Raw genomic sequence first — 24414 nt, 5'->3', positions numbered from 1 at the left:
TCGGCTGGTCCGGGCGGCGGTCCCGCCGTTCAGATCAGCCGCAGCTCGCGCGCCCGCCGGACCGCCTCACGCCGGCGGGTCGCGCCGAGTTTGCGGTAGATGTTGCGCACGTGCGTCTTGACCGTGTTGACCGACAGCGACAGCTCACTGGCGATCTCCACGTTGGACAGGATGCTCTGCAGGTAGCGCAGGATGGTCAGCTCGCGCTCGGTGAGCGGCTCGTCGAGCAGGCCGACCGGCACGACCGCCGGGCGGGGCGTGCTCTCCTCGACGCCCCGGACCAGGTCGCTGACCAGTGGGAAGTGCGCGGTGCCCGCGTCGAGACGGGCGGCCAGCAGGTCCCGCACCGACGGTTCGGCCCGGGTGAACGCCCGACGGCAGCCCTGCGGGCCGGCCAGGTCCAGCACCTGCTCCAGGACGCGGCCGGCCCGGCGTACGTCTCCGGCCCGCTCGGCGAGCACCGCCTCCAGCAGGCCGGCGTCCAGGCGTACCGGCAGGGGCCAGGCGGTGGCCGGCGACGCCTGCCAGTCCGGCAGAGCCCGCCCGGCGGCGCCGAGGTCGCCGGCCCGCAGCGACAGCCGGGACAGGGCCACGTCGAGCGCCGGGGTGCCGGCGTCGCCGGTCGCACCGGCCAGCAGGGCCCGGGCGCCGTCCAGGTCGCCCCGCTCGGCCCGGGTCTCGGCCTCGGCCGCCCGGAGCAGGCTCGACAGTTCGGTGGCGGCCGGCTCGTGGGGTAGGGCCTCCCGGGCGCGGACGAGCAGCCGCTGGGCGGCCGCCGGGTCACCCGAGTCCCGGTCGAGAGCGGCACGGCAGAGCGCGAAGACGGCCACGGCCACCGGCTCGCCGACCGCCTCCGGCAGGTCGGGCACGCCGAATGCCGGGCCGGCGAGCGCGAGGTTCGCGGCGGCCTCCTCGGGCTGGTCGCGGTGCAGGGCCACCACCGCCAGCGCGAGGTACGCGTAGCCGCAGTCGAGGCGGCAGGACCAGCCCCGCCAGGGCGGCATGCCCAGCGCGTCGCGGGCCGCCTGCTCGGCGGAGCGGAGGTCGCCGCGGACGGCGAGCAGCAGCGCGGCGCGGCTGGCGGCGACCAGCTCGGTACGCGGTCGGCCCGCCTCCCGGGCGGCCGCCCGGACCCGGACGAACCGTGTGTCGGGCAGCCCACCGCCGGACATCTCGACCAGACCCAGCGCGGTCCCGGTGAACGCCCGCAGGTCGGCGTCCTCGACCGTCGACGCCCCAGTCGACGCCCCAGTCGGCGACCCGCCCGCCGGGTCGACCGACGGGCCGACCGGTGAGCCGGACGGCGGGGCGGCGGTTGCGCGGGTACGCAGCAGCCGGGCGGCGGCGGCCCGGGCCTGCGGCAGGTCGCCGACGAGCCGGGCGAGGGTCAGCTCCAACGCGGTGGCCAACCGCAGGAACCGGTCCCGTCGCGGCACCGGCAGCGCGTCCGCGTACCCGGCGGCGGTGCGCAGGTGGGCGGCGGCGGCGCCCAGGTCACCGGCGTAGGCCCGCTCGGCGGCACTGGCCAACGCCACCTCCGGATCGGCGGCGACCGCGTCCGGAGGCGGGGACGGCGGCGGCGGACCGTCGACTGGATCGTGGTCGTAGCGGGTCAGCTCCGGCCAGTGCGCGACGAACAGGTCGGCGGCCAGGTCCCAGCGCCCGGCGGCGAGGGCGTGCCGCAGCCCGTCGGCCGGTCGCTCCGCGTCGGCGTACCAGTCGGACGCCCGCGCGTGCAGCTCCCGCACCTCGTCGTCGGGCAATCGGGCCAGCTCGGCGCGGAGCAGGTCGGCGAGCAGGGGGTCGCAGCGGTACCAGGGCGGGCGGCTGTCCTCCCGGCGCAGCAGGCCACCGGCCCCGGCCAGGTCGGCAAGCGCCTGCCCGGCATCGGCGCGGCCGGTCAACGCCTCGGCCAGGTCGGCGCAGACGGTCTCGGCGAGGGCGGTGCGGCGCAGCAGGTCCCGGTCGGCCGGGTCCATCGCGGCCAGCACCTCCTCGTGCAGATAGCCGGCGATCTCCGGTTGGTCGCCGCCGAACTGCCCCACCCAGCGCTCCGGGTCGGGCTGCCCCCGCAAGGCCAGCGCCGCGATCCGCAGCGCGGCCGGCCAGCCTCCGGTGCGGTCGCGCAGCCGGCGTACCGCCTCGGTCGGCAGCGGCGCACCGTGCGCGGTGAGCAGGTCGGCCACCTCGTCGTCGGTGAAGGCCAGGTCGTCCGGGCCGATCTCGGTGAGTTCACCGGCGAGGCGGAGCCGGTGCAGGGCCAGCGGCAGGCCGGCCCGAGCACCGACCACCAGCCGCAGCCGCTGCTCGGAGTGCCGCAGCAGGAACTCCAGCCCGCTCAGTGCGGCCGGGTCGGTGATCCGGTGCAGGTCGTCCAGGACCAGCAGCACGGGCCGCGGCGCTGCGGCGAGCCCGGCCGCCAGCAGTTCCAGCTGGTCGGGGCGCGGCGGGCCGGTGGGCAGCGGCGTGACCAGGTCGTCGTCCGCCGCGCCGGTGGCCGTGCGCAGCGCCGCCGCCAGGTACGCCCAGAGCCGGTCGCCGTCGTCGCCGGCCTCCACCGAGACCCACGCCGGCGCGGACGCGTACTCGGGTTCGGTCAGCCGCACCCAGGAGGCGAGCAGCGTGGTCTTGCCCCACCCGGCGGGTGCGGCGACCAGGGTGACCGGCCCCGCGCCGCCCTCGTCGAGGCGGCGCAGCAGGCGGGGTCGGGCCACCACCGGTTCGGGCGGCACCGTCGGCGTCAGCCGGGACGAGAGCAGGGGCTGCTCGCCCCGTCGCCCCACCGCCGTGCCGACCCGCGCGTGATCCTGCTGTTCCGGCACCCGGCCCCACCCCCGCCGCCGCGTTCCACCCCCGGTCGGCGAGCGGTTACCCGGAGCGGACCGGTTCACCCCTTCCGGGCGAGCCCGCTTCACCCGGACCCGCCCGACGATCGGAAGACGTGGACCGGGAGGACGGATGGGACGCAGGAGACGGCTGATGCGGGCGGGCTCGGCGCTCGGCGGCGGCGCGCGGGCCGGGGCGGCACGGCTTCTGCGCGTACCCCGACGGGGTGGCCGGACCGGCGCGGACCAGGACCCCACCACGGCCGGGTGGGAGGTGGTGACCGTGGATCGGCCTCCGGAGCAGGTGCTTCCCGGCGGCCGGTGGCCGGAGCCGCTGCGCCACCTGGACGGCGTGGTGGAGGTGCGGGTGCGGCAGGCCCCGGGTGACCGGGGCACCGAGCTCGCCGCCCGTCCACTGCCCCGTGCCACCGCGGCGGCCGGGCTCGCCGCCCACCTGGTCGGCGACGATCCGCGAATGCTGGTCCGACGGACCCTGCGCCAGGTCAAGCAGCGCGTGGAGGCCGGTGAGGTGCTGCGCGCGGACCGCTCGGCGGTGGACCGCCCGAGGGTCCGCGGATGAGGGCGCTGTGCTGGGTGGCCGCCGACGAGCTGGCGGTACGCGAGGTGCCCGACCCGGAGTTGCGCAACGAGCGGGACGTCATCGTGCGCGTCCGTCGCAGCGCCACCTGTGGCGGCGACCTGCCGCTGCTGGCGGGACGGGACCCGCTGCTGAGCGCCGGTGACGTGCTGGGGGCGGAGTTCGTGGGCGAGGTGGTCGAGGTCGGGCCGGCGATCCGGGGGCACCGGGTCGGCGACCGGGTGGTGGTCGGCGCGAGCGTCGCGTGCGGCGGCTGCTGGCAGTGCCGCCGAGGCCGGCACTCGTGCTGCGACAACGCCGGCGTCGACGTGGCGAGCGTCGATCCGGGCTGGGGCCGTTCGGACGCCGGCTGCTTCGGACGGCCCCGGGCGGCGGGCGGCTTCGCCGGCGGGCACGCGGAGTACGTGCGGGTGCCGTACGCCGACGTGGGCGCGTTCCGGGTGCCGGACGCCGTCGACGACGACCGGGCGCTGTTCGCCGCCGACGCCGCGCCGACCGGCTGGCTGGCGGCCGAGCTGGGCGAGGTAAGGCCCGGCGACGTGGTGGCGGTCTGGGGCGCCGGGGCGGTCGGCCAGTTGACCGCCCGGGCCGCCGTGCTGCGCGGCGCGGCCCGCGTGCTCGTCGTCGACAGGCACGAGGAACGGCTGCGGATGGCCGAGCGGCACGCCGGGGCGGAGCCGCTGGACTACCGCCGCACCGACGTGGCGGCGGAGCTGTGCGAACGCAGTGGTGGGCGGGGCCCGGACGTGTGCGTGGTCGCGGTCGGCCCGCCACGGCCCCGCTCGGTCGCCGATCGGTTCACCGGTGCCGACCGTCCGGACGCGGTGCGCGAGGCGGTGCACGCCTGCCGCAAGGACGGCGTGGTGGTGGTGCTCGGTGGGACCGGCGGGTTCGTCGACGCGTTCGACCTGGGCGCGGTCACCGACCGGCGACTCACGGTGCGCGGGGCACGTCGGCCGGACCTGCGGGACGTACCGATGCTGCTGCACCGGATGGCCCGCGACGAGCTGCGGACCGAACACCTGGCCACCCACCGGCTCCCCCTTGCGGACGGCCCACGGGGGTACGCGCTGTTCGCCGACCGCGCCGACGGGTGCGTGCGGGCCGTGTTCACGCCGTGACCGGCGTCAGCGGGATCGGCGCTGGGCGATGACGGGTGGCAGACTCGGGCGATGACGGGCGAGCGTACGTACGACGTGGTGCTGTTCGGCGCGACCGGCTTCACCGGCGGGCTGACGGCGGAATACCTGGCCCGGCACGCGCCGCCCGGTCTGCGCTGGGCGCTGGCCGGCCGTGACCCCGGCCGCCTCGCCGGCGTGCGCGACCGGCTCGCCGCGATCGACCCCACGCTTGTCGACCTGCCGCTGCTGCACGCCGACGTGACCGACGCCGACTCGCTGCGCGTGGTGGCGCAGAGCGCGCGGGTGGTCGCCAGCACCGTCGGGCCGTACGTCCACCACGGGGAGCCGCTGGTCGGGGCCTGCGCCCGGGCCGGCACCGACTACCTGGACATCACCGGCGAGCCGGAGTTCGTCGACCTGATGTACGTCCGCCACCACGCCGAGGCGACCCGCACGGGTGCTCGGCTGGTGCACGCCTGCGGGTTCGACTCCGTCCCGCACGACCTGGGCGTCTGGTTCACCGTCAAGCACCTGCCGGCCGGTGAACCGATCACCGTGGACGGTTACGTGCGAGCCGGCGCCCGCTTCTCCGGTGGCACGTACCACTCCGCGCTCACGGCGTTCGCCCGGACCGGGGAGGCCAGCCGGGCCGCCCGGGCCCGGCGGGCGGTCGAGCCGCGCCCCACCGACCGCCGGGTGCGTGCGGTGCCCGGCCGGCTGGCCCGCAGCGCGGAGCTGGGCATCTGGACCGTGCCGCTGCCGACCATCGACCCCCAGGTCGTCCGCCGGTCGGCTGCGGCCCGCCCGGAGTACGGCCCGGACTTCCGCTACCGGCACTTCGCCGCGCTGAAGCGGCTGCCGACGGTGCTCGTCGGCGCGGTGGGGCTCGGCGCGCTGATCGGCCTGGTGAAGGTGCCGCCGACCCGGCGGTGGCTGCTCGGGCGGCTCGCCTCCGGGCAGGGGCCCACCGCGCAGCAACGGGCGTCGTCCTGGTTCCGGGTCCGGTTCGTCGGCGTCGGCGGCGGGCAGCGCGTGGTCACCGAGGTCGCGGGCGGCGACCCGGGCTACGACGAGACGGCGAAGATGCTCGCCGAGTCGGCCCTGTGCCTGGCGCTCGACGACCTGCCGCCGACCGCCGGCCAGCTCACCCCGGTCAGCGCGATGGGGGACGCGCTGCTCGACCGGCTGGTCCGCGCCGGGCTCACCTTCCGGGTGCTCAAGCGGGACGGGACGGCCCCGGCGCACCCGGCCGCTTGACCCTCGACCAGGTCGAGGGGGCAGGATGCCCGACGTGGTGAGCGACCTGCACAGCATCGGCGAGTTGGCCCGGGCCAGCGGCCTGACCGTCAGCGCGCTGCGCTTCTACGACTCGGCGGGCGTGCTGACGCCGGCCCTGGTCGACCCGGTCACCGGCTACCGCTGGTACACCGACGAGCAGATCGCCCCGGCCCGGCTGGTCGCGGGGCTGCGCCGGGTCGGGGTGCCGGTACCGGACATCGCCGCCGTCGTACGCGCCGAGCCGGCCGAGGTGCACCGGCTGCTCGACGCGCACCTGCGCCGACTGGCCGACGGGCTCGCCGACGCCCGCCGCGAGATCACGCGGCTGCGGACCCTGGTCGACCCGGTCCGAGGCGTGGTCACCACGCTGCTCCTCTCCCCCGCCGAGCTGGCCGCCGCGCTCGACGCGGTGCGCTTCGCCGTCGGCGTCGACCCGGAGATCCCGGCCCTGTCCGGGATGCTGCTCGACATCGAGCCGGACGGCGTGCGGCTGGTCGCCACCGACCGGCACCGCCTCGCGCTGGCCCGGGCGGGAGCGGCCGTCGACGGGCCGCCCGCGCGGGTACTGGCGCCGGTGGACCTCGTCGACCGGCTGCGCCGGCTGCTGGACACCGACGACCGGCCGGTACGGCTGACCGTGGCCGGCACAGAGCTGCGGGTGACGGTGGCCGGCCGGACGCTCACGGGCACCGCCCTGCCGGACGACTTTCCGGACTACCGGCGGCTGCTGCGCGAGGCCGTCGGCGCGCGGCCGGCCGCGTACCGCATCCCGGTGGACGTGGCGGCCCTGCGCGCCGCGCTGCGCGACCCGGCCGCCCCCACGCTGGCCCGCGAGTACGCCGGCACGCCGCTGGCGATCTCCGTGCTGGGCCTCGACGACTCGGGTGACCTGCGACTGCTGCACCCCGCTGAGCTGACCGGCCTGGTGACTGGGCCGGAAGCCGGGCTGCGGTTCGGGGTGAACGGCGAGTACCTGCTCGACGCCCTGGACGCGGCCGGCGGCCCGCAACTGGTCCTGGAGCTGGACGGGCCGATCGCCCCGCTGGCCGTCCGACGCCCGGACGACGCGGACACCTACTCCGTGCTGATGCCGATCCGGCTGTAGAAACCGGTCGCGCTCCCCGTAGTCGGGTGGAAACGTGCGCGACGGTAACATCTGATGGTTCACCAGTGAACCCCGGACGGAGGCGTACGGAGCAGCATGCTCGACATGGAGTTGATCCGGAAGGATCGCGAGGCGGTGGCGACCGCGCTGGCGAAGCGACTGGATCCCGCCGAGGTCACCCGTTCCCTGGACGAGATCCAGCGACTCGATCAGGAACGCCGCTCCCTGATCACGGAGATCGACAATGAGCGGCAGCGCCGCAAGGCCGAGGCCCGGGCGTACGCGCAGGCGAAGCGCGCGGGCACCGAGCCGCAGGTCACCGCCCCCGAGGCGGAGCGCAAGCAGCTCGCCGAGCTGGAGTCCCAGTTGGACGAGGTGCAGGCCCGGCTGCGCGACGCGATGAGCGAGCTGCCGAACCTGCCCGCCGACGACATCCTCCCCGGCGGCAAGGAGGCCAACCGGGTCGTCAAGACCTTCGGTTCGCCCCCGGCGATCGAGAAGGTCCGCGACCACGTGGAGCTGTCCCGCGCGCTCGGTCTCGTCGACTACGAGCGCGGCGTCAAGCTCGGCGGCTCCGGCTTCTGGATCTACACGGGCGTCGGCGCGCGGCTGGAGTGGGCGCTGCTCAACTACTTCGTCGACCAGCACATCAAGGCCGGGTACGAGTTCCTACTCCCGCCGCACCTCCTGCTGGACTCGGCCGGTTTCGCCGCCGGTCAGTTCCCCAAGTTCTACGACGACGTCTACCACCTGGACGCCGCCTCCGCGCCGCGCGGGCAGTTCCTGCTGCCCACGTCCGAGACGGCGATCCTGGGCGCGTACCAGGACGAGATCCTGGAGACCGCGAAGCTGCCGTTGAAGGCGTTCGCGTACACGCCGTGCTACCGCCGGGAGTCGGCCGGGTCGCACTCGGACGAGCGCGGCACCGTACGCGGGCACCAGTTCAACAAGGTGGAGATCTTCCAGTTCACCCTGCCGGAGCAGGCGGACGCGGCGTTGGAGGAGATGCTCGCCCACGCCGAGAGCCTGGTCGAGGGGCTGGGCCTGCACTACCAGCGCACGCTGCTGTCGGCAGGTGACGCCAGCGCGTCGATGAAGAAGACCCTCGACATCGAGGTGTGGATGCCGAGCACCGGCAAGTACAAGGAGGTCTCGTCGGTCTCCTGGGCCGGCGACTACCAGGCCCGCCGGGCGGCGATCCGCTACCGCGAGCCGGGCGGCAAGCAGACCCGCTTCGTGCACACCCTCAACGGCTCCGCCCTGGCCACGAGCCGCCTCTTCCCGGCCATCCTGGAGCAGAACCAGCAGTCCGACGGCAGCGTCCTGATCCCCAAGGTCCTGCAAGACCGCCTAGGCACCAACCGCCTAACCCCCCGCTAACCCCCACCCCACCCCACCCCACCCCACCTCACCCCGCCGATCTTGCACTTTCTGTCGTCTCGATGCCCTGATCCGCGTCTTTTGCGGCGACAGAAAGTGCAAGATCGCGGGCGGGACGGCGGGAGCGTGCGGTGCGGGCTGCCAGGAGCAGCAGCGCCGCCAGGGTGGCCAGGAGCACTGTTGGACCCAGCTTGTCGACGGTGTCGGCCAGGGCATGCTGCACCTGCGAGGCTGCCTGGATGACCGGGTCTTCGAGGGCTTCTCGCCGGCCGGCGGCCAGCCGGAGCTCGTACCGGCCGTACCAGGCGACGTAGCCGCCCGCCAGCAGCAGCACCAGGCCGCTGAGCCGGGGCACCAGCGCACCGGCGACGCGCAACCGGGCCACCAGCGAGTCGCGCAGCAGCGCCACGCCGAGCGCGGCGACCGCGACCACCAGGCCCATCCCGAGGGCGTACGCGCCGAACAGGGCCAGCCCACGCCCGGTCGAGCCGGCCTGGAGGCTGGTCACCACGATGGCCAGGAACGGTGCGATGGCGCAGCCGAGCGAGGCCAGCGCGTACGCCGCACCGAACAGCGCCATCGACGGCCACGACCTGGTCAACCGGGGCGCGCGCGCCGTCCAGCCCGGTGCGGGCAGTCGCCGGCCGGCGAGCAGCCAGCAACCGGCCGCCACCAGCAGCAGCCCGAGCACCACGGTCAGCCACGGCAGCCGGGGCCGCAGCCAGCCGGCCAGCGGCGCGAGCGCCAGACCGAAGGCGCCGAAGACCACCACGTACCCCAGGGTCAGCCCGGCCGCCGCGGTGAGCGCGCGACCGACCGCGCCGCGGGCGTCCGTCGCCCCGGCGACAAGCAGCGAGAGGTACGCGGGCAGCAACGCGAAGCCGCACGGGTTGACCGCCCCGAGCATGCCGGCGGTCAGCGCGAGCAGCAGCGGGCCGGTCACGCCCCGGCCAGGGCGGCGACGCGGGCGGTGAGCGACTCACCGTCCAGGAAGCCCTGGTGGACGACCGTGCCGTCCCGGTCGAGGATCACGAAGACGCTCTGTTCGGTCACCTTGAACCGCTTCCAGAGCGCGCCCTTGCGATCGTCGATCTGGGGCATGTCGCCGAGCTCGAACTCGGTGACGAAGTTCTTCATGTCGCGCTGCTCGCCGAGTCCGGCGACACCGACGATCGGCACGGTGTCCCGGTACTTCGGCGCGATCTCGGCCACCGTCCAGGCCTGGCTGGCGCAGGTGGCGCACCAGGGCGCCCAGAACCAGAGCACCACCGGCCGGCCGGCCAGTCGCGTCGCGTCGAACGCGCTGCCGGCGAGGGTCGTGCCGGTGAAGCGCAGAGCGTCCGGAACCGGGGCCGGCGCGGCCGACGACGCCCCGGCCGAGGGGGTGGTCGAGAGGGTCGGGGAGCTGGTCGGAGTCGGCGTGGTCCCCGCGGCGGCGGCGTCGGGCGGCACCGTGCCGGTGCAGGATGCCGTGGCGAGCAGGGTGGCCACGAGCGCCCCCACGATGGCTGTCCGCCCGATCCGCTTGCGCATCCGCTGCTCCGTTCGACGGGTGTGGTGGTCGGTGCCTTTCGCTACTCGGCCTTCGCGAGGCGCAGGGCGAGTTCCGGGCAGACCTTGACGGCCTTGAGGGCGCCCTCGCGCAGCCAGGTCGGCACGGGCGTGGCCGGGAACGCCGGATAGCCGTTGCCGTCGAGCCGGATGAAGTCCGGCACCACGTGCGCGCAGAGCCCGTGCCCGTCGCAACGGGACCAGTCCAGGGTGAGCCTCTGCGGGTCGGGGTCGGGTGCGCCGGGCAGCCCCATGACGCCCTTGACCCGCCGGCCGCAGCCGTCGCCGGTGCTGTGCAGCCGCAACTCGTCGGCGAAGACCTCGATCGCGGAGAGTGCGAACCGGGCCGTACCGTCCGGGTGGCTGCACGCGCCCCGGCCCTTGACCTCGCCAGCGGCGGCCCGGACGACGTCGGCCGGTTGGCTGCCGGCGACGGCCAGGTCGACCGCGCGGGCCAGGTCCGGCAGGCCCATCTTGCACGGGCCGCACTGGCCGGCGGATTCCCCGGCCAGGTAACGCACCACCTGCGCGGCCTCACCGAGCGGGCAGGTGTCGACCCCGACCGGGATGATGATGCCCGCGCCGAGGGTGCCGCCTACCGCTGCCAGGCCCTTGCGGGAGACCTCGGCCTTCTCCGCCGCCTCGGCGGTGATCCACTTGCCGTGGTAGCCGCCCATCAGGATGCCCTGGACGTCCGGCACCTCGCACAGGTCGAGGACGTCACGCAGCGGCATGCCGGCGGTGCACTCCACCACGGCCGGACGGGCCGCCGCGCCGGTCACGGTGAGCAGCACGGTGCCCGGTTCGTCGTCGGTGCCGAGCGCCGCGTACTCGTACGGGCCGAGCCGCGCACCGACGGCGAGCTGGGCGAACGTCTCGGCGTTGGACAGCAGGGTCGGCAGCCCGCTGACCCCGGAGTCGCTGGAACGCTTCTTGGTGCCGGGCGGGATGTGCGGCAACCCGTTGATCCCGTTGACCAGGGCACCGCCCTCGCCGGAGATGAACCGGTGCGGCACGGTGACGATGGTGGTCGGCACCGGCATCCGGCGCTCGTCGAGCGCCTCCATCAGCGAGTCCCGGCCGACCCCGTCATCCGCCACGCCGATGACGATCTCGTCGGCGTCCAGCGCGTACGCGGCCAGCGCCGCGCCGTCGAGGATCAGGTGCGGAGCGCGGGTCAGCAGCACCTTGTCCTTCCAACTCGCCGGTTCTCCCTCGGTGGCGTTGACCACCACCACCGCGGCGAGGTTCTGCCGCTCGCAGGACTCGAGCACCGCGCGCAGCTTGCGGGCGAACGGGAAGCCCGCGCCACCCTTGCCCTTGAGCTGCATACCCTCGGCGAGCTGGAGGAGCTGCGCCGGCTCCATCGGGCCGATCGGGCCGTGCACCTCCTCGTGTGCGGCCAGGTCGAGTCGACCGAACTCGGCGAAGCCGGCGGTCAGCCGAGGCTCACCGACGCAGGCCACCGGAGGCACGGTCGTCCGCATCACTTCGCCTCACCCCGCAGCCCGGCCCAGTACGCCCCGTCCACGACGTCCGCGCTGGCCTTGCGGCGCTTGGCGGAACGGCCCTCGCCGGCGGCCCGCCGGGCCCGCCGCGACGCCAGGTCGACGAGGGTCGGGGTGTCGTCGACGGGCGGCGGCACCTCCTCGGGGACGTACCGGGCCGGCGGGCGCCAGTAGTCGGGCTCCTCCGGGAGGTCGTCCTCGGCGCTGTGCCGGCCGCTGCCGCTGCGCGGCGCCGCCGAGATGGGACCACCGGAGATCGGGCCGGCGGAGACCGGGCCGGCGGAGATCGGCTCGGCGGAGACCGGACCGGCCGAGATCGGCTCGGCGGCCTGCCAGCGGCGCGGGCTGTCCCACGGCTCCTCGGGCTCGGCGAGGGTCCGTTGGGGCGGTGCCGAGTACCGGGCGTCCTCGTCCTCGGAACGGGACCGACGGCTGCTCCGCTCGGCCGCCGGCTCCTCGGCGCGACGGCGACGGGTCGGGGCGGTCTCCTCGTCCCGGTCGCGGCTGCGCGAGGCGCGCCGGCGGGTCGCCGTCGTCTCCATCTCTTCCTCGGCCGTGCGGCGCGCGGAGCGGCGGGTCGCCGTCGTCTCCATCTCTTCGCGACGGTCCTGCCGGGCGGCTTCCTCGTCCCGGCGACGCCGGCTGGGCCGGGTCGGCTCGACCAGCGAGCCGGGCTCGGGCACCACCGGAACGGTGAACCGCTCGGGGTCGCGCCGCCGTGGGCCGGCCGGGGCCGTCCAGGTGGCGGTGGTGGCCTCCGCCCAGGCCGGGCGCTTGTCCTCGCTGGTCTCGCGACGGCGGCCCAGGCCGGCCAGCAGCGAACGCCCGCGGCCCTCCTCGGTGCCCCGCCCGGCCAGCGCCGCATTGCGCACGGCGGCCTGGTGCTGCTCACGGCTGCGCCGACCGATGGTGACCGAGAGTCGGACCAGCAGCGCCAGCACGACCAACACGACGCACGCGAAATAGCTGAGGACCACCCAGGACGCGGCGGCCCGACCGGCGTTGAGGCCGTGCATGATCGCGAAGGGCCAGGCGAGGTACGCGGCGGAGTGCAGGGCCCGCCAGAGCCACTTGGGACCGACGCCGGCGAAGCGGGCCCGGATGATGCCGGTCCAGATCACGCTGACCATCAGCAGGGCGGCCACCGTGCCGAGGCCGACGTAGAGCCCCCGGCCACCGATGAACGGCACGAGCGAGTCGGTCGCCGCCGCCCGACCCGTGGCGATCTTCGTGAGGACGTGGAAGAACAGCCCGGCCACGCCCAGGACGCCGGTGGCGCGGTGCGCGGACTGCATCAGCACGCGGTGCGAGATGTTCAGCACCAGCCGGTCGGTGGCGACGAGACCCAGCATCACGGTGAGACTCAGCGACACCAGGGCGATCACCCCGGCGAAGAACTCGGTGAAGAAGAAGCCGTACGCGTACGCCATCTGCCCGGCGCCGGTCAGCATGGTCGCCGCCCAGAACGCGGCGAGCATCGACGCGATCAGCAACATGGTCGCTGAGCGGGACCGGGTCCGCACCCCCCGACTGCTGGTGCTGGTCCGGACCTCGGTGGCCTTCTGGTTCTGCTTTGCCCGGGCCATCTGCTCCTCGATCGTCTCGCGGCGGCGCACCACCGGCCGACCCCTGCTCCCCCATCCAGTACGGAACGGCGGGGCCGGCGGATCATCGGTGGGCGAAAAATTCTCGGCCGCGATCGAACCGAGTGGCACCGCGGTGCGTTGTGCACACCCCCTTCAGGTGACGCACAGTGGCGAATGTCCATGGATTGACAGTCCTTGCAACACGCTTGTAATCTTTCGGCAAATTTCAGCATGGGTTGCAAGATTCGAGCAGCCGATGCGTTCCCCCACCGCACCGCCACCCCCCACCCCCGCTCCCGTCAGGAGTCCCGATGCCCCGACGTCGACGCGGCTCGGCGATCCTCGCCCTCGGCCTGGTCGCCAGCCTGCTCGTCCCCCTCACCGCAACGGCGACCCCGGCCGCTGCCAGCCCGTCCGGCGCGAAGAAGGTCATCGTCCAGCTCTTCGAGTGGAACTGGCCGTCGGTGGCCAGCGAGTGCCAGAGCACCCTCGGCCCGAAGGGCTACGGCTACGTGCAGGTCTCGCCTCCGCAGGAGCACGTGCGGGGCAACCAGTGGTACATGGCGTACCAGCCGGTCAGCTACCGGATCGAGTCCCGCAAGGGCGCCCGGGCCCAGTTCCAGTCGATGGTCGACACCTGCCACGCGGCCGGGGTCAAGGTGATCGTCGACGCCGTCGTCAACCACATGTCCGGCCAGGCCAACGGCGGCACCGGCTGGGCCGGCTCGTCGTACGGGCACTACGACTACCCGGGCATCTACCAGACCCAGGACTTCCACCACTGCGGGCGCAACGGCGGCGACGACATCGCCAACTACAACGACCGGTACGAGGTGCAGAACTGCGAGCTGGTCAACCTGTCCGACCTGAAGACCGAGTCGGACTACGTCCGTACCAAGATCGCGTCGTACCTCAACGACCTGCTGTCCCTCGGTGTGGACGGCTTCCGGCTCGACGCCAGCAAGCACATGCCGGCCGCCGACATCGCCGCCATCAGGGGCAAGCTCTCCCGCCCGGCGTACATCGTGCAGGAGGTCATCTACGGCGCCGGGGAACCGATCCAGCCGACCGAGTACACCGGCAACGGTGACGTGCACGAGTTCCGCTACGGCAAGGACCTGGCCCGGGTGTTCCGCTCCGAGCGCCTGGCCTACCTGAAGAACTTCGGCGAGGGCTGGGGTCACCTGCCCAGCGGCTCGGCGTCGGTGTTCGTCGACAACCACGACACCCAGCGCGACGGAGGCGGCGTGCTCACCTACGCCGACCGGGGCATCTACGCGCTCGCGAACGCCTTCATGCTGGCCTGGCCGTACGGGTCGCCGACGGTCATGTCCAGCTACACCTTCAGCAACCGCGACGCCGGGCCACCCTCGGACGGCAGCAACAGGACGCTGAACACCACCTGCTACTCGGGCTGGGAATGCGAGCACCGCTGGCCGGTGATCGCCAACATGGTCGGCTTCCGCAACGCCACCGAGGGCGCCGGCGTGGCCAACTGGTACGACAACGGCAACAACCACATCGCGTTCAGTCGCAGCGGCAAGGGCTACCTCACAGTCAACGACGAGGGCTCCGCGGTGAACGGCCGCTCGTACTCCACCGGGCTGCCCGCCGGCCGGTACTGCGACGTCGTCCACGGCACGTACGCGGGCGGCTCGTGCAGCGGGCCGGTGATCACCGTGGACGGTAGCGGCTGGTTCGCCGCGAACGTGCCGGCGCACGACGCGGTGGCCATCCACATCGGCGCACGGGTCTGACCGACCTCGGGACCTCCGGTTGGCGGGTATCGCCGAACCGGGGGTCCCGGGGCGTCCACCGCCATAGAGTGGTTTGGTGCCGTTTGACCGAATGTCCCCGTCCCGTCGCCGTGCCGGCTGGATCGCTGGCGCGGTCGCCGTACCCGTGCTGCTGGTCGTCGCGTTGCTGGTGGGGCAGGCTCTCACGCCACGCTCGACGGCCCCCGAGGGCCAGCAGGCGGCCGCCGATCCGACGCCGAGCAGCGTCGAGCAGAGTCCGGAGGAGTCGGTCCCCCCGGCCGCGCCCGCCCCGGCCGGGCTGCCGGTGCTCGACTACGACCCCGCGCCCAAGGGCTTTCCCGCCGATCCGGCCACCATGGACACCACCCCGCTGACCGAGGGCGTGCACCCGACCCGCCGGATCGCCGCGTACGACGCCCCGGGCGGCCGGCCGTTGGCGTTCGTCGAGCCGACGCTCGCCGGTGTCGAGTTGACCGTGCCGATCGCCCAACGGCAGGCCAGCTGGACGGCCGTCCTGCTGCCGTCGGCGAACCGGCGGCTCGCCTGGCTGCCACCGGGTGGGTTCGACACCGTCGCCCTGCGCGACCAGATCGTGGTGGAGCGCAGGACGCATCGGCTCACCTGGTACCGGGCCGGTAAGGCGGTGCGTTCCTGGGAGACGAGCCTCGGCCAGTCGGGGCAGGAGACGCCGCTCGGGCGGACCTTCATCCTGGGGCGCACCCCGCCGCCCGAGGAGGTCTACGGCGGGGTGGACATCTACGCCCTGGGCTCGGTGCCGGACGACCCGGAGGCGGTGCCGACGGGCCTCAAGGGCGCGCACATCGGTCTGCACACCTGGTACAACGACGACGACCTGGGTGAGAACACCACCAACGGCTGCATCCGGGTGACCCGCAGCGGTCAACGCGAACTGCTCGCCGAGGTCCGGCCCGGCAGCACCCTGGTGGTCGTCGACCAGCTCGCCACGCCACCGCCGACCGCCTGATCGGGCGGTTCAGTCGCCGAGCAGCCACCCGTTCTGCTCGGCGATGCGGACGGCCGCGGCCCGGTTGCGGGCGCCGGTCTTGCCGATCGCCGCGGACAGGTGGTTACGCACGGTCCCCTCGGACAGGTGCAGCGCCCTCGCCAGCTCGGCGACCGCGCCGCCACCCCGCGCCGCACGCAGCACCTCGGTCTCCCGCTCGGTCAGCGGGCTCGCCCCGGTCGCCAGGGTCTCCGCAGCCAGCGTCGGGTCGACCACCCGCAGGCCGGCATGCACCCGACGGACGGCGTCGGCGAGCTGCCGGGCCGGGGTGTCCTTGACCACGAAGCCGTTCGCACCGGCCTCCATCGCGCGACGCAGATAACCGGGCCGACCGAACGTGGTCACCACCAGCACCCGGCACGCCGGCAGGGCGGCCCGCAGCGCGGCGGTGGCGGCGATCCCGTCCAGGCCGGGCATCTCGACGTCCAGCAGGGCCACGTCGGGCGTGTGCCGCAGGGCCTCGGGCACCACCTCGTCGCCCCGGCCCACCTCGGCCACCACGGTCAGGTCCGGCTCCAGCGACAGCAGCGCGGCCAGCGCTCCACGCACCAGCGCCTGGTCGTCGGCGAGCAGCAGCCGGATCGGCGTGGCGGAGCCGCTCACCGGACCTCCGCCGGAGCGTGCACCCGCAGCAGGAAACCGGTGCCGTCCCGCCGCCGACCCACGCTCACCACGGCATCCAACCGGCGGGCCCGCTCACGCAGACCGACCAGCCCGTATCCGGCGGATTCGGGAGTGGACGGCCCCCGACCGTCGTCGTCGACCTCGACCCCGTCCGGGTGCACCCGGATGGTGCAGCACCGTGCCCCGCTGTGTCGGACCACATTGGTCACCCCTTCACGCACCGTCCAGCCGAACAGCCGGTCCCACTCGGGCGGCAGCTCCGGCGTCTCGGCCGGCACCTCCGCCGCGATGCCCGCCGCGGCGAGCGCGGACCGGGCGCCGGCCAGCTCACCGGCGAGGGTGACCTCCCGGTACGCCCCGACGGTCTGCCGCACGTCCGCCAACGCCGCCCGCGCCAACTGCTCCACCTCGGCGATCTCGTGGGCGGCCCGGCCGGGGTCGACCTCGATGAGCCGTCCGGCCAGTTCGGCCTTGATCGCCACCACGGTCAGCGAGTGCCCCAGGATGTCGTGCAGGTCGCGTGCCGCCCGGGCCCGCTCCTCGGCGACCGCGAGCCGGCCGATCTCCTGCTGGGCGGCCTGAAGCTCGCTGTTGCGCTGGGCCAGCCTCGACACACCGAACATGGCGAACGAGGCGAGCAGCACCGCGAAGACGATGCCGTTCTCCGACTCCCAGCCCGGCACCAGCCACGACGCCAACGCCGGCGTCACGGCGCAGAGCGCCACGGTGGCCGCCGCCTCCCACGCCGGCAGCAGGAACACCCCGGCCGCGGCCACGTAGACCAGGGCCGCCAGCCAGTCTCCGTCGGTGCCCGGGATGCTGGCCAGGCCCGCCGCGAGCAGCAGCAGCAGGCCCACCCGCGCGCGCCCCGCCGGGATCGGCAGCAGCAGCTGGCGCAGCTGACGGGCCCACTGGAACAGCAGCACGTAGCCCAGGCCGAAGACGACCAACGCGGCCACTCCGACGACCCGCCGCCACAACTCCGGCTGGTGCAACGCGGTGGAGATCGGCACGTTGAGGAAGAACAGCCACACGGCGGCCAGCAGCCAGCCGATGTACCGCCAGTGGCGGTGCATCGGCCGGGGCTGCCCCGTCGGAAGGTCCATCGGGTTCACGCTAGCGGTCGGACCGGTCAGACCCGCGCGGTGTCCCGGCGGAACAGCCGGGTCGCGCCGACACCGAAGGCCACGGTCCACAGGACCATGTTGGCCACACCGGCCATGCTCACGCCGGCGCCGGTCAGCGGGGCGCGGGCCAGCTCACCCATGCCGTACACCGGGGTGAACTTCGCGACCTGCTGGAGCACGTGCGGCAGCACCTCCACCGGTACGAACAGCCCGCCGAACATGGCGAGCACGGCCAGGATCGGCCCGATGAACTGCATCACGTTCTCGGCCGGCACCAGGTAGCCGATGAACAGGCCGAACGCGGCGAAGACCAGCGAGCCGATCCACGCGGCCAGCCCGGCCAGCAGCCAGACGTCCAGCGGAAGGCGGACGCCGGCCGCCGCGCCCACCACGAACTCGATGACGACCGCGATCAGGCCGAGGGTCATCGCGGTGGCCACCTTCGTCGCCACGTACGCGGTCGGCCGCAGCGGGGTGAGCCGTAGCTGGCGGCTCCAACCCAACGCCCGCTCGGTGGCGACCGCGCCGCCCGCGCTTGTCGTCGCCACCATCGCCGCGTACACGGCGAGGCTGATCATGACGTACGCCGTCACGGGTCGGCCGTTGTCCAGGGTCTGCCCCCGCTGTGGCAGGCCGAAGATGAGGAAGAAGACGCCGGGCATGATCAGCGTGAAGGCGAGGGTACGACGGTTGCGCAGCACCCGGCGCAGCTCGATGCCGAGGACGGCCGGGGCGAAACCACCGAGGGCGGGCAGCCGGCGGTCGGGCGGAGCGGGGCGGTCGGCGCGGGTGGCGGCGGGGGTGGCCGGCAGGGTGGACATCTCAGGCTCCGATGCGCTCGGTGGTCAGGGCGAGGAAGGCGTCCTCGAGGTTGCGGGAGGTGATCTCCACGTCCCGGGCTGCGGTCCGGGTGAGCAGGTGACGGGCGATCGCGTCGGAGTCGCCGGTACGCACCAGCACGCTGTCGCCGCGCACCTCCACGGCGTCCACGCCGGGTAGCGCGGCGAGCGCGGCCTGGTCCGCGCCGGGCAGGGTGGCCCGCACGGTACGACCGGCGGCCAGGTTCTTGATCTCCGCGGTGGTGCCGTCGGCGACGATCCGTCCCTGCCGGACCAGCACGATCCGGTCGGCGTACGCGTCCGCCTCGTCGAGGTAGTGGGTGGCGAAGATGACGGTCCTGCCGTCGCGGGCGTCGCGGCGCAGGGCCTGCCAGAAGTCCCGGCGGCCCTCGACGTCCATCCCCGTGGTCGGCTCGTCGAGGACCATCAGGTCCGGGTCCGGCAGCAGCGCCAACGCGAAGCGCAGCCGCTGCTGCTGACCGCCGGAGCACCGCCCGACGACCCGGTCGGCGATGTCGGCGATCCCGGCGCGCTCCAGCACCTCGGCGGCCGGGCGGGTGTGCCGGTAGAAGTGCGCGGTCATCCGTACCGTCTCGCCCACGGTGAGGTCCTTGAGCAGGCCGCCGGTCTGGAGTACGGCGGCGACCCTCCCCCGGGCCACCGCGTCGTCGGCGGTTCCGCCGAGAACGCGCACCGTGCCCGCGTCCGGGCGGGCCAGGCCGAGCAGCATGTCGATGGTGGTGGTCTTGCCCGCCCCGTTGGGGCCGAGGAACGCCACCACCTCGCCGGGCTGCACCCGCAGGCTCAGCCCGTCGACCGCGGTGACCGTACCGAAGGTCTTGGTGAGGCCGTTCAGCTCGACGGCCGGATCCGTACTCGTCATGCCATAGATGCTGGGGTGTCGCGGACCTGGACTCCCGGAGCGGCCGTCACGTTCCGGCCGTGACATTTGTCAGGGGCCGGACGGCACGGCTCAGAGCCCGGCGGGCACGCAGCGTGCCGCGCCGGCGAGCGCGGACCGCGACGAGCATGATGCCTGTGAGTCATCAAGATGCTTCTGAGTCATCACGCTCACCGGCACATCCGCCCCCGACGCAGGCATTCCGGGGGCGGCAGCGGGTAAGCGCGCCGCCGGACGCCGCGACACCGGGAGGACGCGATGGGTGCCACACCGCAGGGCCAGGTCGACACGGTCGTGCTGATCCACGGGCTCTGGATGACCCCGCGCAGCTGGGACGGGTGGGCCGACCGCTTCACCGAGCGCGGGATGCACGTGATCGCGCCAGCCTGGCCCGGCATGGACCGGTCCGTGGAGCAGTTGCGCGACGATCCGAGCCCGATCGCCGAGCAGAGCATGGCCACGATCGTCGCCCACTACGACCGGATCATCCGGGCGCTCCCACGACCACCGATCATCATGGGTCACTCATTCGGTGGGTTGTTCGCCCAGGTCCTCGCCGACCGGGGGCTCGGCGCGGCGGTGGTGGGGGTGCACCCGGCGGCGATCAAGGGAGTACTCAAGGTGCCGCTGAGCCAGTTGCGCTCCGGCTTCCCGATCCTGCGCAACCCCGCCAACCGTGGCAAGGCCGTCCCGTTCACCCCGGACGACTTCGCCTACACCTTCGGCAACACGCTCAGCCGGGAGGAGTCCGACCGGGCCTGGCAGCGCTACGCCGTACCCGGCGCGGGACGGGTGTTCTTCGAGGGCGCGTTCGCCAACGTCGACCCGCGCTCACCCGCCCGCGTCGACACCGGGCGCGTCGACCGCGCGCCGCTGCTGCTGATGGCCGGCGGGCAGGACCACGTGGTGCCGGCGTCGGTGGTCCGCGCCAACGCGGGTCTCTACCAGAAGTCCCGGGCGCTCACCGCGTACGAGGAGTTCCCCGACCGGTCGCACTTCACGGTCGGGGCGCCCGGCTGGGAGGAGATCGCCGACTACGCGCTGGACTGGGCGGTGCGGGCGGCGGCGCTGCCCCGGGAGGCGACGATCGCCAGCGAGACCCCCCGCCGCTGACGGCCGGGTCTTCGGCGAGCCTGATATCAATGCACTGCATTCTTGATATCATCGGCCAGGCGGAGGACCTGAGGAGGCACCGTGAGCCGGACGATTCTTGACGTCGACGACGAACTGCTCGACGAAGCCAGCGAGATCCTCGGCACCACGACGAAGAAGGCCACCGTCAACGCGGCCCTCAAGGCTGTCGTTGACCGGGAGAAGCGGCGGGAGTTCGCCGACTGGCTCAAGAGCGGCGGGCTTCCCGACCTCACCGGCCCGGTCGAGACTGCCGAGCCGGACGCGGCGTGAACCACGAGCAGTACCTGCTCGACAAATCGGCCCTCGCCCGCTGGCCCAAGCGCCTCGTGGCTCCGGTCCTCGGCGAACTCTCCGATCGAGGCCTGCTCGCCGTCTGCGGAGCGGTCGAGATCGAGGTCATTCACAGTGCCCGTACGGCAAAGGACGCCCAACGCGCGCGGTGGCTGATGGGCGGTTTCCGGTGGCTGTCGATGCCCGACGAAGTCTGGGACCGGGCGATCGACGTGCAGGTGCAGGCACTGCACAAGGGCAACCACCGAGCGTTGTCCATGGCGGACCTGCTGATCGCCGCCACTGCGGAGCGACACGGTGTCACCGTTCTGCACTACGACGGCGACTTCGACCTGATAAGCGCGATTACCGGGCAACCCAGCGCGTGGGTCGTCCCGCCCGGCTCCGCTGACTGACAACCCCGGCGCAGCGTGCCGCATGGCTCGCCCAGCCGGGGGTATGAGCCCAGGATGAGGGCGAGTTTTCGGCTCGGTCGGATCGCGGGGGTGCCGGTCGGCGTCAACTGGAGCGTTCTGGTCATCTTCGCGTTGATCGCGTGGGGGCTGGCCGCCAACCAGTTCCCCCGCTCGTACCCGGACCGCTCACCCGTGGCGTACACCCTCGCGGGTCTGGCGGCGGCGGTGGTCTTTTTCGTCGGCCTGCTCGCCCACGAGGTGTCGCACGCCGTGGTGGCCAAGCGCAACGGGCTGACCGTCGACGGCATCACCCTGTGGCTGTTCGGTGGCGTGGCCGAGCTGAAGGGCGAGCCGCGCGACCCCGGCGCGGAACTGCGCATCGCGGGTGTCGGCCCGCTGGTCAGCCTGCTGCTCGGGGCGTTCTTCGGCGCCATCGCGTTGCTGATAACGCTCGCCGGGCAGGGTGGGCTGCTCTTCGGCGCGGTCGCGTGGCTGGCCGGTATCAACGTGCTGCTGGCGATCTTCAACGTGCTGCCGGCCGCGCCGCTGGACGGTGGCCGGCTGCTGCGCGCGGCGGTGTGGAAGGCCACCGGCGACCGGACCCGGGCGTCCGTGGTCGCCGCTCGGGCCGGTTGGGTCCTCGGCGCGCTGCTCATCGGCCTCGGGTTGTGGCAGTTCCTGTCCGGCGTCGGCTTCGGCGGGCTCTGGTTGGCGCTGATCGGCTGGTTCCTGATCGGCGCCGCCGGGATGGAGGAGCGGCAGGCCCGCACCGGAACCGCGCTGCGCGGAATCCGGGTCGTCGACGTGATGACGCCACAGCCGCAGACCGCCTCGGCGGACATGACGGTCGCCGACTTCGTCGACCACTACCTCTTCGCGTACCGGCACTCGGCGCTGCCGCTGACCGAGCAGGGTCGTCCGACCGGCCTGGTCACCGTCGACCGGGTGCGGGGCGTACCCGCCGAGCGACGGGCGTCGACCACGCTGGCCGAGGTCGCCTGCCGGGCCGACGAGCTGGTGCTCGCCCAGCCAGGCGAACAGCTCAACGACCTGCTCCCCCGGCTCAGTGAATGCGCCGACGGTCGCGCCCTGGTGGTAGGCGACGATGGCCGCCTGACGGGAATCGTCTCCCCCAGCGACATCTCCCGCGCTGCCCAACGCGCCACCCTGCGCGCCCCCGCCTCCTCGCAGTGATCATGAAGTTGTTGCGCCGACACGCCGCGCCCGAAGGCAACAACTTCATGATCACCGGGGGAAGTAGTGGTCTAGCTGGTTGGTGTGGAACTTGGCCTTGGGGTCCAGGTTGGTCAGCAGGGCTGTGAAGTCGGCGTGGCGGGGGTAGCGGGCGGCCAGCTCGGTCGGGTCGGTGACGAAGACCTTGCCCCAGTGGGGGCGCGGCGCGAACCGCGCCAGGCGCTCCTCCACCGCCGCCAGCACGGGCAGCACCGCGTCGGTGTCGGCGATCCAGGTGAAGTGGACGACGAAGCTGTCCCGCTGGTAATTGGGGCTGAGCCACAGCTCGTCGGCGGCCACCGTCCGCAGCTCGCAGACGTGCAGGACCGGGGCGATCAGGTGCGCCACGTCGGCCAGCGCGGCGAGGGCGTCGGCCGCCGCGCTGCGCGCCAGGTGGTACTCGGACTGCAACTCGTCACCGCTGCTCGGGGTGAAGCCGAGCTTGAAGTGCGGCAGCCGCTCGTGCCACGGGCCCGGCTCGCCGAGTTGCGGGGTGCAGTTCTCCGGCGGCATGCCGAGGACCGGATGCCGGGGCTGGTCGGCGGCGGTGGTGCCGAGCCAGTCCGCCTCCGGGGGCGGCTGGTCCGCGAACTGCTTGCGCCAAACCTCCCGCAGTCGGGGCGTACGCCAGTCGGTGAAGACGCTCACGCTGTACGCCGAGTCGAACGCCTCGTCCAACGCGTCGGGGTCGAGGTCGAGCCGTACGTACTGGCGCAGCTCGAAGGTCGGCACCAGGTCCAGGGTGACCCGGGTGACCAGGCCGAGCGCGCCGAGCCCCACCACCATCCCGGCGAATGTGTCGGTGTCGCGGTCGATCCGCAGCAGGTCGCCGTCGGCGGTGACCAGCTCCAGGCCGGCGACGGCGCTGGCCAGGTTGCCGTGGGTGGGGCCGGAGCCGTGGGTGGCGGTGGCCACCGCGCCGGCGACCGAGATGTGCGGCAGCGAGGCCATGTTGGCCAGGGCGTACCCCTGGGTGTGCAGGTGTCGGGCGAGGTCGCCGTAGCGCATCGCGCCGCTCACGGTGACCTGGGCGCGCTCGCGGTCCACCGCGACGCTCTCGGGCAGGCCGGCGAGGCTGACCAGGTCGCCGTCGGTGTCACCGAGGCGGTTGAAGGAGTGCCCGGTGCCCAGCGCGCGAACGCGCCGGCTGCCGGCGACGAGGCGACGCAGCTCGTCGAGCGAGGTCGGCCGGTGGAACGCCCGGGCCGCGTAGCGGACGTTGCCGGCCCAGTTGCGGCGCGGCACCTCGGGAGCTGCGGTCGAGGTGGCGTTCGGTCCCGGGGTGGTCACGTGGCGGTCTCCCGATCGGTGGACTGCTGGTCGGCCAGGGCGGCGACGAGCGCGTCCAGAACCGTATCCGTCTGGGACGTGTTGTAACCACGTTGGGCGATCGGCAGACCGGCCGCGGTGGCTCGTTCGATCTCACCCCGGGCTGCCTGCCGGGCCGCCGCGTCGCCGGACAGCAGGGCGTCCTGGCCGCGCCGGATCAGCCGATCGACCCGGTCCATCGCATAACCGCGCAGGCCGACAGTGAGATCCGGGATGGCGAAGGCGGCGCGCCGCCGGGCGAGCAGGTCGACGAAGCGGTCTCCGCCATGCTGGGTGAGCGCTTCGGCCACCTGCTCGGGCTGCTCGCGGACCTGGTCGAGGACGAGCAGTTCGATGGCCGGCCGGCCGTCGAGCGGGTGTCGGGCCGTCACCAGCTCACGCGGCAGAGCCTGCGCCGGCACCAGCAACAGCCTCGGCGGCGTCGGGTAACCGTCGCGCCGAGGCGGCTCGTCGAGGACCACCGTCTCGACCTCGGCCCACCGGAACTCCCGGCGCAGACCGGGTCGTCGGATGCTGAGCCCGTCCGCGTGGATTCCGAACCGGAACGGCCGCAACGCGCTGACCAGCGCCACCGCGCCGAGCGCGATCGCGCCCACCGCGATGATCGTCCGTAGCAGGGCGCGGTCGCTGGGATAGACCAACAGAAGCACTCCACCGAGTACGCACACCAGGGCGAGCGCACGGGCCCCCCGATTCCGGCGCAATTCCACGCTCGGACCCCCGTTTCATGACCGTGGCGTCGGTCCCGACATCTTCCGCCGAACCGGGCACCAGGGACACCGGTCGATCGGGCACGGTTGTTCTCGTC

At 73.8% G+C, this 24414-nt stretch carries 22 protein-coding genes; 11 read left to right on the top strand and 11 right to left on the bottom strand.

Annotated features, from left to right (window positions below; all coding sequences use genetic code 11):
* Nucleotides 1–29: 29 nt before the first annotated feature.
* Complete coding sequence (locus tag ABZV06_RS07965; RefSeq protein ID WP_355241181.1) at nt 30–2822, bottom strand: LuxR C-terminal-related transcriptional regulator; 2793 nt, start codon at nt 2820–2822, stop codon at nt 30–32.
* A 136-nt stretch (nt 2823–2958) separates the two neighbouring features.
* Here ABZV06_RS07965 and ABZV06_RS07960 point away from each other — a divergent pair, with 136 nt between their 5' ends.
* The 5 genes from ABZV06_RS07960 to serS all read left to right on the top strand — a co-directional run bounded on the left by ABZV06_RS07960 (nt 2959) and on the right by serS (nt 8307).
* Nucleotides 2959–3405 carry a hypothetical protein gene (locus tag ABZV06_RS07960; protein WP_355241178.1) on the top strand — a complete coding sequence of 149 codons (447 nt, stop codon included), beginning with the start codon at nt 2959–2961 and terminating at the stop codon, nt 3403–3405.
* Entirely contained in the window at nt 3402–4544 is a 1143-nt protein-coding gene (locus ABZV06_RS07955) for an alcohol dehydrogenase catalytic domain-containing protein (protein ID WP_355619646.1), read from the top strand. The genes ABZV06_RS07960 and ABZV06_RS07955 overlap by 4 nt, the downstream gene beginning before the upstream one ends.
* Before the next feature lie 51 nt (nt 4545–4595).
* Nucleotides 4596–5801 (top strand): saccharopine dehydrogenase NADP-binding domain-containing protein, encoded by a 1206-nt coding sequence (locus ABZV06_RS07950; protein WP_355619643.1) that lies wholly within the window; start codon nt 4596–4598, stop codon nt 5799–5801.
* A 25-nt stretch (nt 5802–5826) separates the two neighbouring features.
* The gene (locus ABZV06_RS07945) at nt 5827–6927 is read left to right on the top strand and encodes a MerR family transcriptional regulator (RefSeq protein WP_355619640.1); all 1101 of its coding nucleotides are present in this window, start codon (nt 5827–5829) and stop codon (nt 6925–6927) included.
* 96 nt (nt 6928–7023) lie between these two features.
* Nucleotides 7024–8307 (top strand): serine--tRNA ligase, encoded by a 1284-nt coding sequence (gene serS, locus ABZV06_RS07940; protein ID WP_355619637.1) that lies wholly within the window; start codon nt 7024–7026, stop codon nt 8305–8307.
* A 28-nt stretch (nt 8308–8335) separates the two neighbouring features.
* Here serS and ABZV06_RS07935 read toward each other — a convergent pair whose 3' ends face one another.
* Genes ABZV06_RS07935 through ABZV06_RS07920 form a run of 4 tightly spaced genes read right to left on the bottom strand, consistent with a single transcriptional unit; the run spans nt 8336 to nt 12985 of the window.
* Nucleotides 8336–9250, bottom strand: coding sequence for a cytochrome c biogenesis protein CcdA (locus ABZV06_RS07935; RefSeq protein WP_355619634.1), 915 nt, complete (start codon nt 9248–9250; stop codon nt 8336–8338).
* On the bottom strand, nt 9247–9840 hold the full coding sequence (locus ABZV06_RS07930; RefSeq protein ID WP_355241162.1) for a thioredoxin-like domain-containing protein: 594 nt from the start codon (nt 9838–9840) through the stop codon (nt 9247–9249). Before ABZV06_RS07930 ends, ABZV06_RS07935 begins: the two co-directional genes overlap by 4 nt.
* 41 nt (nt 9841–9881) lie before the next feature.
* Nucleotides 9882–11345, bottom strand: coding sequence for an NADH-ubiquinone oxidoreductase-F iron-sulfur binding region domain-containing protein (locus ABZV06_RS07925; RefSeq protein ID WP_355619631.1), 1464 nt, complete (start codon nt 11343–11345; stop codon nt 9882–9884).
* Nucleotides 11345–12985, bottom strand: coding sequence for a hypothetical protein (locus ABZV06_RS07920; protein WP_355619628.1), 1641 nt, complete (start codon nt 12983–12985; stop codon nt 11345–11347). The genes ABZV06_RS07925 and ABZV06_RS07920 overlap by 1 nt, the downstream gene beginning before the upstream one ends.
* A 278-nt stretch (nt 12986–13263) precedes the next feature.
* Here ABZV06_RS07920 and ABZV06_RS07915 point away from each other — a divergent pair, with 278 nt between their 5' ends.
* Both ABZV06_RS07915 and ABZV06_RS07910 read left to right on the top strand, forming a co-directional pair.
* Nucleotides 13264–14709, top strand: coding sequence for an alpha-amylase family protein (locus tag ABZV06_RS07915; RefSeq protein WP_355619626.1), 1446 nt, complete (start codon nt 13264–13266; stop codon nt 14707–14709).
* Between the two features lie 76 nt (nt 14710–14785).
* Nucleotides 14786–15694 (top strand): L,D-transpeptidase, encoded by a 909-nt coding sequence (locus ABZV06_RS07910; RefSeq protein ID WP_355241151.1) that lies wholly within the window; start codon nt 14786–14788, stop codon nt 15692–15694.
* A gap of 9 nt (nt 15695–15703) precedes the next feature.
* On the opposite strand, the gene ABZV06_RS07905 is transcribed toward ABZV06_RS07910, so the two are convergent.
* Genes ABZV06_RS07905 through ABZV06_RS07890 form a run of 4 tightly spaced genes read right to left on the bottom strand, consistent with a single transcriptional unit; the run spans nt 15704 to nt 19206 of the window.
* Nucleotides 15704–16336 carry a response regulator transcription factor gene (locus ABZV06_RS07905; RefSeq protein ID WP_355619623.1) on the bottom strand — a complete coding sequence of 211 codons (633 nt, stop codon included), beginning with the start codon at nt 16334–16336 and terminating at the stop codon, nt 15704–15706.
* Complete coding sequence (locus ABZV06_RS07900) at nt 16333–17463, bottom strand: histidine kinase (RefSeq protein WP_355619620.1); 1131 nt, start codon at nt 17461–17463, stop codon at nt 16333–16335. Before ABZV06_RS07900 ends, ABZV06_RS07905 begins: the two co-directional genes overlap by 4 nt.
* Nucleotides 17464–17489: 26 nt before the next feature.
* Nucleotides 17490–18305 (bottom strand): ABC transporter permease, encoded by an 816-nt coding sequence (locus ABZV06_RS07895; protein WP_355241142.1) that lies wholly within the window; start codon nt 18303–18305, stop codon nt 17490–17492.
* Nucleotide 18306: 1 nt separating this feature from the next.
* Nucleotides 18307–19206 (bottom strand): ABC transporter ATP-binding protein, encoded by a 900-nt coding sequence (locus ABZV06_RS07890; RefSeq protein WP_355241140.1) that lies wholly within the window; start codon nt 19204–19206, stop codon nt 18307–18309.
* Nucleotides 19207–19482: 276 nt separating this feature from the next.
* On the opposite strand from ABZV06_RS07890, the gene ABZV06_RS07885 reads away from it, so the two are divergent.
* From ABZV06_RS07885 to ABZV06_RS07870, 4 genes are all read left to right on the top strand, one after another.
* The gene (locus tag ABZV06_RS07885) at nt 19483–20337 is read left to right on the top strand and encodes an alpha/beta fold hydrolase (RefSeq protein ID WP_355241137.1); all 855 of its coding nucleotides are present in this window, start codon (nt 19483–19485) and stop codon (nt 20335–20337) included.
* An 81-nt stretch (nt 20338–20418) separates the two neighbouring features.
* Complete coding sequence (locus ABZV06_RS07880; protein WP_355619617.1) at nt 20419–20628, top strand: type II toxin-antitoxin system VapB family antitoxin; 210 nt, start codon at nt 20419–20421, stop codon at nt 20626–20628.
* Complete coding sequence (locus ABZV06_RS07875) at nt 20625–21044, top strand: PIN domain nuclease (protein ID WP_355619614.1); 420 nt, start codon at nt 20625–20627, stop codon at nt 21042–21044. Before ABZV06_RS07880 ends, ABZV06_RS07875 begins: the two co-directional genes overlap by 4 nt.
* Before the next feature lie 54 nt (nt 21045–21098).
* The gene (locus tag ABZV06_RS07870; RefSeq protein ID WP_355619611.1) at nt 21099–22238 is read left to right on the top strand and encodes a site-2 protease family protein; all 1140 of its coding nucleotides are present in this window, start codon (nt 21099–21101) and stop codon (nt 22236–22238) included.
* A gap of 51 nt (nt 22239–22289) precedes the next feature.
* On the opposite strand, the gene ABZV06_RS07865 is transcribed toward ABZV06_RS07870, so the two are convergent.
* Nucleotides 22290–23567 carry an FAD-binding protein gene (locus ABZV06_RS07865; RefSeq protein WP_355619608.1) on the bottom strand — a complete coding sequence of 426 codons (1278 nt, stop codon included), beginning with the start codon at nt 23565–23567 and terminating at the stop codon, nt 22290–22292.
* Complete coding sequence (locus ABZV06_RS07860; RefSeq protein WP_355619605.1) at nt 23564–24316, bottom strand: hypothetical protein; 753 nt, start codon at nt 24314–24316, stop codon at nt 23564–23566. Before ABZV06_RS07860 ends, ABZV06_RS07865 begins: the two co-directional genes overlap by 4 nt.
* Between the last annotated feature and the right edge of the window lie 98 nt (nt 24317–24414).

Origin of the sequence: Micromonospora sp. NPDC005172, from assembly GCF_040608555.1 — a bacterium.
Classification (GTDB): domain Bacteria; phylum Actinomycetota; class Actinomycetes; order Mycobacteriales; family Micromonosporaceae; genus Micromonospora.
Note: the sequence above shows the minus strand (reverse complement) of the source record. Positions and strands in the feature narration are given on the sequence as shown.